Source organism: Kribbella sp. NPDC058245 (genome assembly GCF_042882005.1).
GTDB lineage: Bacteria > Actinomycetota > Actinomycetes > Propionibacteriales > Kribbellaceae > Kribbella.
On the sequence record NZ_JBHVWY010000014.1, the window covers coordinates 234085 to 248818 of the forward strand.

Annotated in this window: 14 protein-coding genes; 11 read left to right on the forward strand and 3 right to left on the reverse strand. The window is 68.4% G+C overall.

The genetic code is table 11. The annotated features are described in order from the left end of the window. Nucleotides 1-43 precede the first annotated feature (43 nt). Nucleotides 44-1351 (forward strand): hypothetical protein, encoded by a 1308-nt coding sequence (locus ACFVWG_RS30130; RefSeq protein ID WP_391546814.1) that lies wholly within the window; start codon nt 44-46, stop codon nt 1349-1351. Beyond that, entirely contained in the window at nt 1348-1560 is a 213-nt protein-coding gene (locus ACFVWG_RS30135) for a hypothetical protein (RefSeq protein WP_391546815.1), read from the forward strand. Before ACFVWG_RS30130 ends, ACFVWG_RS30135 begins: the two co-directional genes overlap by 4 nt. Here ACFVWG_RS30135 and ACFVWG_RS30140 read toward each other — a convergent pair. Beyond that, nucleotides 1520-2590 (reverse strand): aldo/keto reductase, encoded by a 1071-nt coding sequence (locus tag ACFVWG_RS30140; RefSeq protein WP_391546816.1) that lies wholly within the window; start codon nt 2588-2590, stop codon nt 1520-1522. The two genes, ACFVWG_RS30135 and ACFVWG_RS30140, sit on opposite strands and share 41 nt — an antisense overlap. Before the next feature lie 109 nt (nt 2591-2699). Between ACFVWG_RS30140 and ACFVWG_RS30145 the strand changes: the two genes are divergently transcribed. The 3 genes from ACFVWG_RS30145 to ACFVWG_RS30155 all read left to right on the forward strand — a co-directional run bounded on the left by ACFVWG_RS30145 (nt 2700) and on the right by ACFVWG_RS30155 (nt 4592). Next, nucleotides 2700-3545 (forward strand): helix-turn-helix domain-containing protein, encoded by an 846-nt coding sequence (locus ACFVWG_RS30145; protein ID WP_391546817.1) that lies wholly within the window; start codon nt 2700-2702, stop codon nt 3543-3545. A gap of 98 nt (nt 3546-3643) precedes the next feature. Beyond that, nucleotides 3644-4249, forward strand: coding sequence for a hypothetical protein (locus ACFVWG_RS30150; protein ID WP_391546818.1), 606 nt, complete (start codon nt 3644-3646; stop codon nt 4247-4249). Between the two features lie 88 nt (nt 4250-4337). Next, nucleotides 4338-4592, forward strand: a complete 255-nt coding sequence (locus ACFVWG_RS30155) for a type II toxin-antitoxin system VapB family antitoxin (RefSeq protein WP_391546819.1) — start codon at nt 4338-4340, stop codon at nt 4590-4592. Between the two features lie 53 nt (nt 4593-4645). On the opposite strand, the gene ACFVWG_RS30160 is transcribed toward ACFVWG_RS30155, so the two are convergent. After that, the gene (locus tag ACFVWG_RS30160) at nt 4646-5392 is read right to left on the reverse strand and encodes a MerR family transcriptional regulator (RefSeq protein WP_391546820.1); all 747 of its coding nucleotides are present in this window, start codon (nt 5390-5392) and stop codon (nt 4646-4648) included. A 97-nt stretch (nt 5393-5489) separates the two neighbouring features. Between ACFVWG_RS30160 and ACFVWG_RS30165 the strand changes: the two genes are divergently transcribed. The 6 genes from ACFVWG_RS30165 to ACFVWG_RS30190 all read left to right on the forward strand — a co-directional run bounded on the left by ACFVWG_RS30165 (nt 5490) and on the right by ACFVWG_RS30190 (nt 13519). After that, nucleotides 5490-7313 (forward strand): hypothetical protein, encoded by a 1824-nt coding sequence (locus tag ACFVWG_RS30165; RefSeq protein WP_391546821.1) that lies wholly within the window; start codon nt 5490-5492, stop codon nt 7311-7313. Beyond that, a complete protein-coding gene (locus ACFVWG_RS30170; protein WP_391546822.1) occupies nt 7310-8377 on the forward strand; it encodes an alpha/beta fold hydrolase in 1068 nt (355 codons plus the stop codon). The genes ACFVWG_RS30165 and ACFVWG_RS30170 overlap by 4 nt, the downstream gene beginning before the upstream one ends. 172 nt (nt 8378-8549) lie before the next feature. Next, a complete protein-coding gene (locus ACFVWG_RS30175) occupies nt 8550-9692 on the forward strand; it encodes a CaiB/BaiF CoA transferase family protein (protein WP_391546823.1) in 1143 nt (380 codons plus the stop codon). A 272-nt stretch (nt 9693-9964) separates the two neighbouring features. Beyond that, entirely contained in the window at nt 9965-11512 is a 1548-nt protein-coding gene (locus tag ACFVWG_RS30180; RefSeq protein ID WP_391546824.1) for a sugar ABC transporter ATP-binding protein, read from the forward strand. Then, nucleotides 11509-12498 (forward strand): ABC transporter permease, encoded by a 990-nt coding sequence (locus ACFVWG_RS30185; RefSeq protein WP_391546825.1) that lies wholly within the window; start codon nt 11509-11511, stop codon nt 12496-12498. The genes ACFVWG_RS30180 and ACFVWG_RS30185 overlap by 4 nt, the downstream gene beginning before the upstream one ends. A 13-nt stretch (nt 12499-12511) precedes the next feature. After that, entirely contained in the window at nt 12512-13519 is a 1008-nt protein-coding gene (locus ACFVWG_RS30190) for a substrate-binding domain-containing protein (protein WP_391546826.1), read from the forward strand. Between the two features lie 176 nt (nt 13520-13695). On the opposite strand, the gene ACFVWG_RS30195 is transcribed toward ACFVWG_RS30190, so the two are convergent. Further along, nucleotides 13696-14688: a LacI family DNA-binding transcriptional regulator gene (locus ACFVWG_RS30195; protein ID WP_391546827.1), complete on the reverse strand. Its 993-nt coding sequence runs from the start codon at nt 14686-14688 to the stop codon at nt 13696-13698. Nucleotides 14689-14734: the final 46 nt, after the last annotated feature.

Sequence of the window (14734 nt, forward strand, 5' to 3'; positions counted from 1 at the left end):
TGTTACATTCGATCGGTCAGATAGCTGATCGGAGGGCGCCGCCGTGCTGGAGCTGCTGGTACCGCTGCACGGGATCGGCGGTCGCGGAGACCTGCCGGTACCGCTCTGGCTGGCGATCTACTCGGCCGGCGCCGCGGTGGCGGTCTCGTTCTTCGCGCTCGCGGCCTTCTGGTCCCGCCCACGCTTCGAAACCACCGGCGGTACGGCGCTCGCTCACCTCACCCGGGTGGTCGACTCGCGGGCGGTGCGCTGGTTGCTCAAGGCTGCTGGCTTGGTCGCTCTCGCACTGCTGATCGGCGCCGCCTGGTTCGGCAGTGACTCTCCTGCGGAGAACCCGGCACCGACCTGGCTGTACGTGTGGATCTGGGTCGGCATCATCCCGCTGTCCCTGATCTTCGGTCCGATCTGGCGGCTCGCGAACCCGTTGCGCACGATCGCGAGCCTGGTACGGCGTACGTCGTACCGGCGTCTTCCGGACGGGATCGCGTACTGGCCCGCGGTCGCGGGGCTGGCCGGGTTCCTCTGGCTGGAACTCGTCTATCCGGATGCCTCCGAACCGATCGTGGTCGCGGCCTTCGTCACCGTCTACGCAGTGGTGAATGTTGCTGCAGGCATCGTTTACGGGCCGGCCTGGTTCGCGATCGGCGATTCCTTCGAGGTGTACGCCGAAGTGCTGTCGAGGTTGAGTCCGCTCGGCCGCGGCGCCGACGGGCAACTGGTGATCCGCAATCCGCTTGCCGGGCTGGCCACGATGCCGCAGCGGCCCGGGATCGTTGCCCTGCTGTGTTTGTTGCTCGGGTCAACAGCTTTCGATGGGATCTCCCGGTGGTCCGCCTGGACCAGCCGGACCGCTGAGCTGAACCATGTACTCGTCTATACGGCCGGGCTGATGGTTGCCGTGGGCATCGTGACTGCGCTCTTCGTGTTCGCGGCCCGAACCACCGGTACGGCGGATGTCCGGCCTGGCGCAGTTGGGGGAGCGGGGTTGCCGGGAGCGTTCGTGCACTCGCTGGTCCCGATCGCGATCGGTTATGTGGTCGCGCATTACTTCTCGTTCGCGATGTTCCAAGGCCAGGAAGGGTTGCTGCTCGCAACCGACCCGTTCGGTCGCGGCTGGGACCTGCTGGGGACCAGCGGTACTCGGATCGACTACGCGTTCCTGGGGACCGGCGTGATCGCCGGCATACAGATCGGTGCGATCGTGCTCGGACACGTACTAGGGGTCGTGTCCGCGCACGATCGCGCGGCCGGGCTGTTCCGGCGGCGCCAGCTGCGACAGGCGCAGTACCCGATGCTGGCCGCGATGGTTGCCTTCACCGCCGGTGGGATCGCGCTGGTGACGGCCTCATGATCGCCGGATTGATTGCGCTGCATATGGGTGGCGTCCCCGAGACAGCGATGGTGCTCGGGCCGATCCTGCTGATCATCGCCTTCCTCCGGATCGCGCGTCGCAACGAGGCCGAGAACTCCGACGCCGAGGACGACTGGGATGCCGACCTCGGCGATCTCCCGCCCAGTGCTAGTGCCGACGAGACTCGATCTGCAAGCCGCCCTGGGTGACCGCGCGCGTCATCGGCAGGTTCAGGAAGTCGTGCGGGAAGCCGAGCTCGACCGCGCTGGCCGACTCCAGCTCCGCGACGTCCTGATCGCTCAGCTCGACGTCGAGGGCGGACAGGTTCTGCTCCAGCTGCTGCTGCGTCCGGGCGCCGACGATCGTCGACGTCACGCCGGGGTTGAGGAGCGTCCAGGCGAGCGCGACCTGGGCCGAGGTGTAGTTGTTGCGCTCGGCAACCTTCTTGACGACGTCGGCGATCTGCAACGTGCGCGGGGTCAGTGAGTTGTTCGAGGCCGCGACGTTCTTCCGGGTGCCCGCAGCTCCCGCCGTACCGCCGTCGTGGTCGAGGTCAGCTTCGGTGTACTTGCCGGTCAGGACCCCACTGGCCAGTGGGGACCACGGCAGTACGCCGAGACCGAGCTCGCGTGCCATCGGAATCAGGTCGCGCTCGACGGTCCGCTCGGCCAGGCTGTACTCGATCTGCAGCGCGACCAGCGGGGACCAGCCGCGCAGGTCGGCGATCGTCTGCATCCGGGCCACCTGCCACGCCGGCGCGTCGGAGATGCCGACGTACAGGACCTTGCCCTGGCGGACGAGGTCGTCCATCGCGCGCATGATCTCCTCGACCGGCGTCGTGAAGTCCCAGGCGTGCAGGTAGAGCAGGTCGATGTAGTCGGTCTGCAGGTTGCGCAGGCTCCGCTCGACCGAGCGGACCATGCTCTTGCGGTGATTGCCGCCCGAGTTCGGGTCACCCGGGCGGCTCAGCATCGTGTACTTGGTCGCGAGGACGAGCTCGTCGCGACGACCCTGGGTGAGCTCGCCGAGCAGCTGCTCGGAGGTGCCGTTGGTGTACATGTTCGCCGTATCGACGAAGTTGCCGCCGCGCTCGGTGTAGGCGTCCAGGATCCGGCGGGCCTCGTCCTTGTCCGCGCCCCAGCCCCAGTCGTCGCCGAACGTCATCGTGCCCAGCGACAGCGGCGAGACCCGCAGGCCGGAGCGTCCGAGCAGGCGGTAGGTGTCAAGTGTGGTGCTCACTGAAGTCCTTCTTTCCGTGTGGTGTCACCTACTTTCGTGCGGCTCGTCTGCGGGGTTAAGGGAAGCTTCATCCTGGGACTGGCCTTCCTACTTTCGTAGAGTGGAGTCCATGACCGTCGACGTGGCTCAGGAACTGGCCGTCTTCCTCCGCGGCTGCCGCGAGCGGCTCGCGCCTGCCGATGCTGGCGTAGAGCGGCCAGGGCGTGCCCGCCGTACGCCGGGACTCCGGCGGGAGGAGGTCGCCGAGCTCGCCGGAGTGAGCGTGGACTATGTGGTCCGGCTCGAGCAGGGACGCGGCCTGCGGCCGTCGGCCGAGGTGCTCGAGGCGCTGGCCAAGGCCCTGCGGTTGTCGCCCGACGAGCACGCGTACGTCTTCGACCTCACCCGGCAATGGACCGCCGTACGACGGCAGCCCGCGTCGAGCTCGCTCGCTGCGCTCGTGCAGGCGGTGTCGCCGTTGCCCGCGATGCTGATCAACCACCGTTTCGACATCTGCGCGTGGAATCCCGAGCTGGAGCTCCTCATGCTCGGCTTCGCCAACGTCGTACCGGAGCGCCGGAACGCGATGATCCTGTGCACGCTGGAACCGATCTTCTTCGACTACTACACCGATCGGCAGCGCGTGATCCGCGAGGGAATCGCCGATCTTCGCGCAGCGTGGGCCGCGCACTCCGATGACGAGGAGCTGGCCGAGCTGGTCCGGATGCTCTGCGCCGAGAGCGAGGAGTTCAGCGAGCTGTGGGCGCGCCGCGACGTACGGGTGAAAGGCAACGGCCGCAAGGACCTGAGGCACCCCGAGTTCGGCGCCTTCGCGATCGAGTACGACGTACTGACGCCGCTCGGCGACCCGACCCAGCGCCTGGTCGTCTACCGAGCCGCCGACGCCGCCTCCCAGCACGCGCTGGACCGCATCGCCGCCGCAGTCGCCAAGGGTGGTCGAGCACTCGCCGGCTGACTGCCCGATCGTGCCGACCCCCGGGCACCCGCCAACCGTCGTACTGGTGCAGTCGTCTGTCTCTCCGTAAGCGACCAACACCATGGGGGAGTAGACCAATGCGAAAGATGATCAGCGGTATCGCAGCAACGATCGCGGCCGGCGGGCTGCTGCTCGGCGGTTCGGCGCTGCAGAGCAACGCGGCGACGACCGGTACCCAGCACCTGACGGCGTCGGCGTCGGCGTCGTCGGCGGTCAAGTTCAAGACCCGGTACTTCGACTGTTTCTACGAGACGGGTTGTCTGTCGAGCGCCGAGGTGCCTAGCACCTGGAGAACGGTGAAGCTCGACGACTTCGCGACGAAGTTCGTTGGCACCGGCAACCAGTTCGTCCGGTTCGACAACATCGTCGACGGGTCGAAGACGACCGCGGCGCTGCTCAAGGCCAAGCAGAAGGCGCTCAAGGGCACCAAGGGCCTGCACATCGTCAGCATCGCAACGAAGAAGCTGAAGTCGAACACCGGCATGGGCCCACTGACCGCGAGCACCATCGTCTACACGTACAAGAGCGGCAAGACCACCCGCTGGGTCGCCACCCGCTACATCGGCACCTACGGCGACAGCTGGGCCACCAACGAGATCACCGTGGCCGGCTCCCCGAAGAACGCCAAGTTCCTCGGTACCGTCCTGGCCCGCGCCACCTACTCCTTCTACAACGGCGACTGATCGCCACCGCCTCCACCAAAGCCCGGGGAGCACCGCCCCGGGCTTTGACGTGTCCAAGTGCGGGACCATGGGGACGGAGGTGGATACGTTGAGTCTGATCATCGATGACGAGGACACGTGCGAGCTGGTTCACGAGCTGGCAGGGCTGACTGGCGAATCCCCTGCTGACGCGGTAGACGCCGCCGTACGGGAGCGGCTAGTCGGAGTCCGCCAGCTGCAGGGCGTTGGGCTCACCGATCGCTTGTTGGAGATTGGCGCCGACGCGGCTCGTCGGCTACCCGATCAATCGCGTGGGGTCGAGCACACTGACGGGCTGTACGACGAACGTGGGCTGCCGGGGTGATCGACAGCGCCACTCCGAGGGCGGAGATCAGCGGAGTCTTGGCGCCCTTGGGGTCAGCCGGTGGAGGGGAGGGTTTTGGGGTCGAGGCCTAGTTCTTCGTAGGCGGCGATCTCGATCTCGCGGGCCATGGCTTCGCGGAAGGCGGCGACGAGGGCCTGGCCGGCCAGGGGGATGATGTTTTCCAGGGTGCGCTGGATCTCGGGCCAGCCCTGGGCGGGCAGGCCGGCGTCGGCGAACTGGCGCCAGACGGTGGAGCGGAAGAGCTCCACGTAGATCTTGGCGACGGCGTCGGCCTGGGTGAAGAGCTTGGGGAGCATCACGAAGATGGCGTCCAGCGGGACGCCGAGTTTGATCACCTCGAACCCGATCCGGAGCAGGTCGGGGTTGGGGATGCGCAGGCGGCCGTCGTCCATCCGCTCGGCGATGCCGAGCTCGACGAGCTGGTCGATGACGGCCGGGTCGTGCGGGACGCCGGCGGCCTCGGCGAGCTGGAACTCGTCCAGCTCCTCGGGCTCGGACGGGGTCCAGGGGTGGACCAGGGTCTCGAAGACGCCGAGAGCCAGGGCGCCGTCGGGGAGCTCGCTCATCATGCGTTCGACGGCGGCCAGCGTGTAGCCCTTGCCGAGCAGCTCCTGGACGAGCGTGAGCCGCGCCACGTGGTCGGCGCCGTAGTAGCCCGTGCGGCCGACCAGCCGCGGCGGCGGGATCAGTCCGCGCCCGGCATAGGCCCGCACATTGCGCACAGTCATGCCCACCTTGGCGGCGAGCTGGTCGACGGTGAGCTCCTCGTCTGCTTCCACTCTTGACAGTCTTCCAGATACGACGTTACATAGGGCATGTAACATCTGCCATGGCGCATACTTTGTGTTCTACAAGCGGAGTCCGAAGGAGCGACGGATGGCGATCCCGATGGCCACCACCGGTACGGCGACGTTCGATCAGATCGCGATCGTGACCGGCGTGGTGGGGCTGCTGTACGTCGCGATGGCCGTCTTCCTGTGGCGGGAACGGACCGGGCGCGTCACTCTCGTCGGCAGGCTCGCGGACACCATCGGGAGGCTGGACGGAGTCCCCCGATGGGCCGCGCTGTCGCCGTACATCCATGTCGTCTCGCTGCTCGCCTGCGCCTTCGGCGTCTGGTGGGACATCGCGGTGCACATCGACAAGGGCCGCGACACCGGCCCGTTCGGTACGCCGGCGCACTATCCGATCTTCTTCGGCATCCTCGGCGTGATCGTGACCGGCGTGCTGCCGATCGCGCTCGCCGGGAAGCCGCTGCCGGCCCGGACGATCAAGCTCACCAAGAGCTGGCGGATCCCGTGCAGCGCGGCGCTGATCCTGGTCTGCGGCACGTTCGCGCTGGTCGGCTTCCCGCTGGACGACACCTGGCACCGGCTCTTCGGTGAGGACGTCACGCTCTGGGGGCCGACCCACCTGCTGATGATCGGCGGGGTGGTCTTCTCGATCTTCGCCCGGTTGCTGGCGGTCGCCGAGGTCGAGCAGTTGATGGGGATGAACAAGCGCCGCCTGTTCCAGGAGGTCGCGTCGGTCGGCGCGTTGCTGATCGCGTGGGACCTGTTCAGCACCGAGTTCAACTACGGCGTGCCGCAGTTCCCGCTGATCCTGCACCCGCTGCTGATCGCGTTCGGCGCGGCGATGGGCTTCACGATCCTGCGCGCCCGCCGCGGCCCGGGCAGCACCTTCGGTGCGCTCGCGATCTACCTGGCTGTGCGCGGCATCATCGCCTGGGCGGTCAACCAGCCGCTCGGCGAGATCCTCGGGCATTTCCCCCTGCTGATCGTCGAGGCGATCCTGGTCGAGGCCGTGGCCCTTGCCCTCGGCAACAAGAACCGCTTACGCCTCGGCCTGGTCGCCGGTGCCCTGATCGGGACCGTCGGCGTGGTCGCGGAGTACGCGTGGAGCCAGGTCTGGATGCCGATCGCATGGCCGTCGTCGATCCTGCCGTCCGCCCTCGGGTACGGCGTCGTGGTCGGCGCCGGTGCTGGTCTGGTCGGCGCCTGGCTGGCCACCCGGTACGCCGAAGTCGCGGGCGAGAAGCGGGCGACCGACGTACGGAACACCCGGCCGGCGGTCATTCGACGGACTCATCAACTGGGGGCGATCGGCTTGCTGGCGGTGGTCGCGACGGTGTTCTTCTGCGTACCGCGGTCGGCCGAGCCGGGTGTGACCGGGACGGTGTCGCTGGAGCGGGTCGCCACGGGGGCCGAGCCGACGGCGTACATCACGGTCAAGCTGGACCCGGCCACCGCGGCCGACGACGCGCGCTGGTTCGAGGCGCTGGCCTGGCAGGGTGGTGGCCGGGTCCTGCACCCGATGAAGAAGGTTGCTGACGGCACCTATCGGTCCGCGGACGCGCTGCCGATGTACGGCAGGTGGAAGTCGATGATCCGGCTGCACACCGGTCAGCGCGACCTGACCGCGATGTGGGTGTACGCACCCGAGGACGCGGCGATCGAGAAGCCTGCGATCCAGGTTTCCGACGGCCAGACCGTTGCCTTCGTCAACGAGCAGCTCACGCTGCGGCGCGAGGAGCGCACCGACGTGCCACGATGGATGTGGAACGGCGGCTACGCCCTGCTGGGCGTGGTCGGTCTACTGGAGATCGCCGGTATCGCCTGGCTGGTCGGGCGTGGCGCCCGCGGCGGGCGGCTGCGCGCGGCGCACCTGGCCGCCGGCGAACGGGAACGGGAGACTGCGTGACGAACCAGACCGTGACGACGACCGACGGGATTCACCTGAACGTCGAGACCACCGGACCGGCCGATGCGCCGGTCACGGTGCTGTTGGTCCACGGGTGGACGTGTTCGACCCGCACCTGGCACCACCAGGTCTCGGGGCTGCCGCAGATCCTCGGGTCGCAGGCGGTGCGAGTGGTGACCTATGACCACCGCGGCCACGGACGCTCCGACGCGGCGCCGGCCGGGTCGCTGCGGATCGCGCAACTCGCCGACGATCTCGTGACGGTCCTCGACACCGTCGTGGGTGACGGGCCGGTTGTGTACGCCGGGCATTCGATGGGCGGGATGACGCTGATGGAGTTGGCCGATTCGCGGCCGGAGTTGTTCGGTTCGCGGATCAAGGCCGCTGCCTTGGTGAGTACGTCGTCCGGTCAGGTCGCGCGGGGTGCGTTGGGCCTGCCGCCACGGTTCGAGCCGGCCGCGGTGCGGTTCGCGCCGCGCGTTGCGCACGTGGTCGGAACGCGGGTGGACCGCCGTGCTGCGCGACTTGCTGCTGTTGCAGATGCCGCTGTGGTCGCCGCTGAGGGGGCAGCCTCATCAGTGGCTGACGCTGCCGGCCGCGCGGCTGGTACTGCGGAAGGTGTGTTGATGGGTGCCGGTGGAGCCGTGGGGCGAGTTGTCGGCGGGCGCGACGCGGCTCGTGCTGCGCGTGCCAACGTGGCGGCGCTGTTGCAGCGGCCGGCTTTGCGGCAACTCGTGTTCGGGAAGAAGGTGGACCCGGCCGAGATCGCGATCTTCCAGCAGGGACTCGCGCTGCTGCCAGGAGCGTCGTACAGCGGATTCTTCGAGGCGATCCTGCAGCACGATCGCGCGCAGGCGCTGAAGGCGCTGGATCAGATCCCCGTCGAGATCATGCACGGCACCCGGGACCGCCTGCTGCCGCCGCGGCACGCGAACCGGATCGCCGCCGAGCTCCCGAGCGCCCGCGTCTGGATGTACCCAGGCGCCGGCCACATGCTCCCGCAAGAACGCCCCCGCGACGTAACCCACCGCCTCGCCTCCCTAGCCCGCAAAGCCACCGCCTAACGTCCGAACGATCGGAGGGCCCGCCTCCGGTTTTTCGGACGTTATTGGGGAGGCAGAGCTAACGTCCGAACGATCGGAGGGCCCGCCTCCGGTTCTTCGGACGTTGTGGCGGGGCTGAGGGGTCAGTCTCATTTGGCTGCGGGGGGAGGGCGGTGCCCCTAGGGTCGGTGGCATGGAGCTGCTCTCGGACGTCGTCGTGGTGGACCTGACCCGGGCGTTGGCCGGGCCGCATGCGGGCATGATGCTGGGGGATCTCGGTGCCCGCGTGATCAAGGTCGAGACGCCGGCCGGCGGGGACGACAGCCGTGGGTGGGGACCGCCGTTCGTCGAGGGCGAGTCGACGTACTTCCTGTCCGCGAACCGGAACAAGGAGTCGGTGACCGCGGACCTCAAGTCCGACGAGGGCAAGGAGCTGCTCACCAAGCTCGTCCGGAAGGCCGACATCCTGCTGGAGAACTTCCGGCCGGGGGTGCTGGATCGGCTCGGGTTCTCGGTCGAGCGGCTGCACGAGCTGAACCCGGGGCTGATCGTGGTGTCGATCACCGGGTTCGGGCACGACGGGCCGGAGGGTGGCCGGGCTGGGTACGACCAGATCGCGCAGGGCGAGGGCGGTCTGATGAGCGTGACCGGTGAGGCCGAGCCGACGAAGGTCGGGGTCCCGATCGCGGACCTCTTGGCCGGCATGTACGGCGCTTATGGCGCGCTGGCCGCGTTGCACGAGCGGTCGGTGACCGGGAAGGGGCGCGTCGTGCGGACGAGCCTGCTGGCCGCGATGGTCGGGGTGCATGCCTTCCACGGGACGAAATGGACCGTCGCTGGTCAGGTACCGGGGCGGATCGGTAATCACCATGCGCAGATCGCGCCGTACGGGATGTTCCGGACGGCGGACGACAGCGTGCAGGTGGCGGTCGGGAGCGAGGGGCAGTGGCGCACGTTCGCGCCGATCGTCGGACTGGATCCGGCGGACCCGCGGTTCGCGACGAACGCGGACCGGGTCGGGAACCGCGACGAGCTGATCGCGGCGATCGAGACCGCATTCGCGGCGGCACCGGCCGACAAGTGGCTGGAAACGCTGGCTGAGCAGGGGATTCCGGCCGGCAAGGTGCGTGACATCCAGCAGGTGTACGAGTGGGAGCAGACGCTGTCGCAGGGTCTGCTGATCGACGTCGAGCACCCGACGCTCGGCAACATCCAGCTCCCCGGGCCGCCCCTCCGTTTCGACGACCAGCCGTACGCGGGCGCCCGCGAGAAGAACATCGCGCCGCCGCGGCTGGGTGAGCACGACGCGTCCGTCCGGGCCTGGCTCGACGAATAGCGGACCGCCATCACCCACCAACTCACCGGGCCCGGGCGAATTCACGCTCAGGGGCGCCTCGCCGAGGGCAGGTTTTCGAGGTTGGACGGTGATGGGGGTCCGGCCGTGCGCCGACGCACCTTTCCATCCAGGTCGAAAGGGTGCCGCTCGGCGGGGGCTGCCCGCGAAGCTGGGTCACGGTTCGGGCGTGCGGCCGGTGAGGGGTTGACGGGTCGCGACGGTGCGGCATAGCGTCCGGGAAATCGATTACTGACCGGATTGGCGGAGGCCTCATGAGCCAGCACGCTGCCCTGGTCCGGATGCAACGGATCGGGAAGCGGTACGGCGGCGTGCAGGCGTGCCGGGAGGTGGATTTCACCCTCGGCGCGGGTGAGGTGCACGCTCTGCTCGGCGAGAACGGCGCGGGCAAGTCGACGCTGATGAAGATCCTGTCCGGTGACGTCACCGACTTCGACGGGACGATCGAGATCGACGGCACCGAGGTGTCGTTCGGCGGCCCGACCGACGCGCAGGCGGCCGGGATCGCGATGATCCACCAGGAGCTCGACCTCGTCCCGGGGCTCTCCGTCGCCGACAACATCTTCCTCGGCCGCGAACTGCGCACCCCGCTGCGGACCGTCGACCGCCGCCGGATGGACCGCGAGGCCCGCGCCCTGCTCGATCGCAGCGGGGTCCGGATCGATCCGCGGCGCCCGGTCGGCGAGTTGCGCGTCGGTGAGCAGCAACTCGTCACGATCGCGAAGGCGATCTCGCTCGACGCCCGCGTGCTGATCATGGACGAGCCGACCTCGGCCCTGACGACCACCGAGGTCGAGCGCCTCTTCGACGTCATCCGCGAACTCCGCCGCGCGGGCGTCGGCATCGTCTACATCTCGCACCGGATGGAGGAGATCGCGCAGGTCGCCGACCGCGCGACCGTCCTGCGCAACGGTGAGATCGTCACCAGCTTCGACCCGCGCAAACTCAGTACGGCGGAGGTCGTCGAGGCGATGGTCGGCCGTCCGGTGCAGACCATGTTCACCACCCAGGACACCGACACCGGCGGCGAACTGCTCCGCGTCGAGGACCTGAAGTTGACCGCGCGTCGCCCACGACCGGGCCGCCGCGATCCGGACGGCATCTCGCTGACCGTCCGCGCCGGCGAGATCGTCGGCCTCGCGGGTCTCCTCGGTGCCGGTCGTACCGAACTGCTCGAGACCCTGTACGGCGTCGCGCCAACCGGCACGCGATCCGGTCGAATCGTCTTGCAGGGCTCAGAAATCAGACCGCGGAGTCCGCGCCAGGCGCTTGCCCACGGCATCGGGTTGGTCCCGGAGGACCGGCGCGCTTCGGGACTCGTGCTGTTCCACTCGATTCTGGCGAACACCGTGCTGTCGAGCCTGCCGTCGTACGGGCGGCTCGGGGTGATCGCTCGGCGTCAGGAGCGGGTCGCCTCGGTGAAGATGGCGGATCGGCTGCGGCTCAAGTTCGGCCGGTTGCAGGACGAGGTCGGCACGTTGTCCGGCGGGAACCAGCAGAAGGTGGTGTTCGGCCGGATGTTGCTGACCGAGCCGAAACTGCTGCTGCTCGACGAACCCACCCGCGGTGTCGACGTCGGCGCCAAGGCCGAGATCTACCGCCTGCTCGGTGAACTCGCCGGCCAGGGCCTCGGCGTACTGCTCGCGTCCTCGGAGCTGCCCGAGTTGATCGGCGTCTGCGACCGCGTCGTCGTACTGCGTGATGGGCGGGACGTGGCGTCGTTCGGTACGGCGGACTCCAGTGAAGGCGATCTGTTGGCGGCCGCGATGGGAGAAACAGCTGTGATCGGAGAAGCCCGGTGACCGAAAAACGTTCGATCGTTGCGACGTTGTTCCGGTTCCAGAGTGTGTTCGGGCTGCTCGCGGTCTTCATCGCGGCGATCATCTTCTCGCCGCGCAAGAACGGCGCGATCCTGTTCGTCAGCGCGGACAACCTGGCCAACGTGGTTCGGGCCGTCTCCGAGATCGGGATCATCGCGGTCGGGATGACGTTCGTGATCCTGATCGGTGGCATCGACCTCTCGGTCGGCGCGGTCCTCGGGCTCGCGGCGGTCGGTTCCGCCGTACTGATGGTGGAGAACGACTGGGGCTTCCTGCCGTCCGTCCTGCTGGTGCTCGTGATCGGCCTGATCTTCGGAGCGCTTCAGGGCGTCGCGACGGCGATGATCGGCATCCAGTCCTTCATCGTCACGCTGGCCGGTCTGCAGATAGCGCGTGGTCTGGCGCGGATCTGGTCCGGCGGTCAGGGCGTCGCGATCGCGTACGGCGATGGGCCGCACGAGGCGCCGGCGTCGTTCGCTCTCCTCGGTGAGCGGACGTTCGGCGGACTGGTTCCGATTCCGGTACTGATCTTCGCCGTCGTTGCGGTCGCGGCCGTGATCTTCCTGCGGGTCAGCGCGTTCTCCCGGCACCTGTACGCCGTTGGTGGCAACGAGAAGGCTGCCCGGTTGTCCGGCGTACCGGTGGTCCGGGTCAAGATCGCGGTCTTCGCGATCTGCGGTCTGCTGGCGTCACTGGCCGGCATCGTGCACGCCGTACAGCTCAATCAGGGCAGCCCGAACGACGGCATCGGGTACGAGCTGGACGCGATCGCCGCCGTGGTGATCGGCGGCACCAGCCTGGCCGGTGGCCGGGGTTCGGTCGCCGGGACGGTCGCGGGCGCGCTGCTGCTCGGTGTCCTGAACAACATCCTTGCCCTGAACAACATCGACTCGAACATCCAGCTGTTGATCAAGGGTCTCGTGATCGTTGCCGCCGCCGCGCTGCAACGACTCCGGCCCGCCTCGTGAGGAAGGTTCCCCCATGCGTTCTGTGAAGATTTCGCTGGCCTTGAGTGCGGTCGCCGCGCTCGTGCTCGCGGGCTGCGGTACCACCAGCGACCGGACGAGCGACAGCCCGTCGGCCGGCTCGTCGAAGTCCTGCAAGGGGGCCGACGGCAAGTATGTGATCGGGATGAGCCAGGCGAACGTCGCCGAGCCGTACCGGCAGCGGATGGACGACGACATCAAGGCCGCGGCCAAGGAGGTACCGCAGTTCGACGTGAAGTTCGCCGACGCGGCGCAGGACAACGCCAAGCAGGTCGCGGACGTCGACAACTACATCACCCAGCAGATCGATCTGCTGATCATCAGCCCGAACGAGGCGACGCCGCTGACCGCGGTCGTGAAGAAGGCGTACGACAAGGGCATCCCGGTGCTGGTGCTGGACCGCAAGGTCGACGGTGACGCGTACACCGGCTTCATCGGTGGCGACAACGTGCAGATCGGTACCGAGGCCGGCAAGTATGTGGCCGAGAAGCTGCTGCCGAACGGCGGGAACGTCGTCGAGCTCAAGGGGCTGGCGGGCGCCACGCCGCAGACCGAGCGGCACGACGGGTTCGCGGCCGGGATCAAGGCCAACCCGAAGATCAAGGTGATCGCGTCCGGCAGTGGTGACTGGCTGCGCGAGAAGGGGCAGGCGCAGATGGACGCGCTGCTCAAGGCGAACCCGAAGATCGACGTCGTCTACGCGCACAACGACCCGATGGCCGAGGGCGCCTACCTGGCCGCGAAGTCGGTGGGCCGGGAGAAGGAGATGAAGTTCATCGGCATCGACGCGCTGCCGATCCCGTCCGGCGGCATCAAGGCCGTCGAGCAGGGCCGGCTCAGCGCGACCTTCACCTACCCGACCAACGGCAAGGAAGCCATCGCCGCCGCGAAGAAGATCCTCGTCGACTGCGGAACCATCGAGAAGTCCCAGGTCCTCCCGACCCGCCTGATCGACAAGGACAACGCCGCCAAGATCTACGCCGAGGAGAACCCCACCGGCTGATCCCTCCACAACGTCCGAAGGACCGGAGGCGGGCCCTCCGGTTCTTCGGACGTTACGAACAACCCCGACATAGCGTCCGAAGGGGTGTAGTACGTGGTCGGCGTGTTTTCGGACGTTACGAACAGCCGCGGCAACGTCCGAAGGGGTGTAGCGCGTGGTCGGCGTGTTTTCGGACGTTAGCGGTGGGAGCTGGCGCGGTCGATGAGGCGGGCGCCGAGGGTGGTGACGGTCGGCGGGCGGGTGTTGTCGGCGATGCGGGCGAGGAGGAGCCGGGCTGCTTCAGTGCCGATCTCGTACGCCGGTTGCGCGACGACCGTGAGTGGGGGATCGAGGAGTTCGGCCCAGGGGGCGTCGTCGAACGCGACCACGCCGACGTCGCGGCCGGGGCGTCGGCCTAACTCCTGGAGGGCTTGCAGGACGCCGACGGCCATGGCGTTGTTGGCGACCAGCAGGGCGTCCGGGGGCTCGGGTTGGGAGAGCAGGTCGATCGCGGCTCGGTGGGCCCCGGCCGACTTGTACTCCGAGCGGCGGACCAGACGGGTGGTCGTGCGGCGCCGAGCTGCTTTCAAAGCGTCGCGATAGCCGGCCAAGCGGTCGTCGGCGGTCCGGACGCCAGAAGGCCCGGTTACGCACCCGATTCGCTCATAGCCCTGGGCAATCAAGTGCGCGGTCGCCTGCGCTGCGGCGAGACGGGTGTCAACCAGTACGACGTCACTGTCGTGATCCGGCAACGGCCGGTCGACCGCGACGAACGCCGTACCGCGGGCTGCGAGCTTGGTCACGGACGTCGCCGGGCCGCTGGGGGAGAGGATGACGCCGGCGACCCGTTCCTGGATCGCGATGTCGATGTAGCGGCTCTCCTTCTCCGCGTTCTCGTCGGAGTTGCAGAGCACGACCGAGTAGCCGACCTGGTGCGCGACGTCCTCGACGCCGCGGGCGATCGCGGTGAAGAACGGGTTCTCCACGTCGGAGATGATCAGCGCGACCACAGCCGCCTCCTGACGGCGCAGGTTCCGGGCCGGGCCGTTCGGCTGGTAGCCGAGCTCGGTCGCCGCCTGCCGGACCCGCGCGGCCAGCTCTGGGTCGACCGTCGCCTTCCCGTTCAGTGCCCGGGACACAGTCGCCGTCGAGACCCCCGCTCGCGCCGCCACGTCACTGATCGTCGGCATAGGCCGCACCCTAGCGCTCGGGTAATGGATTTCCCAGCACTTGGTC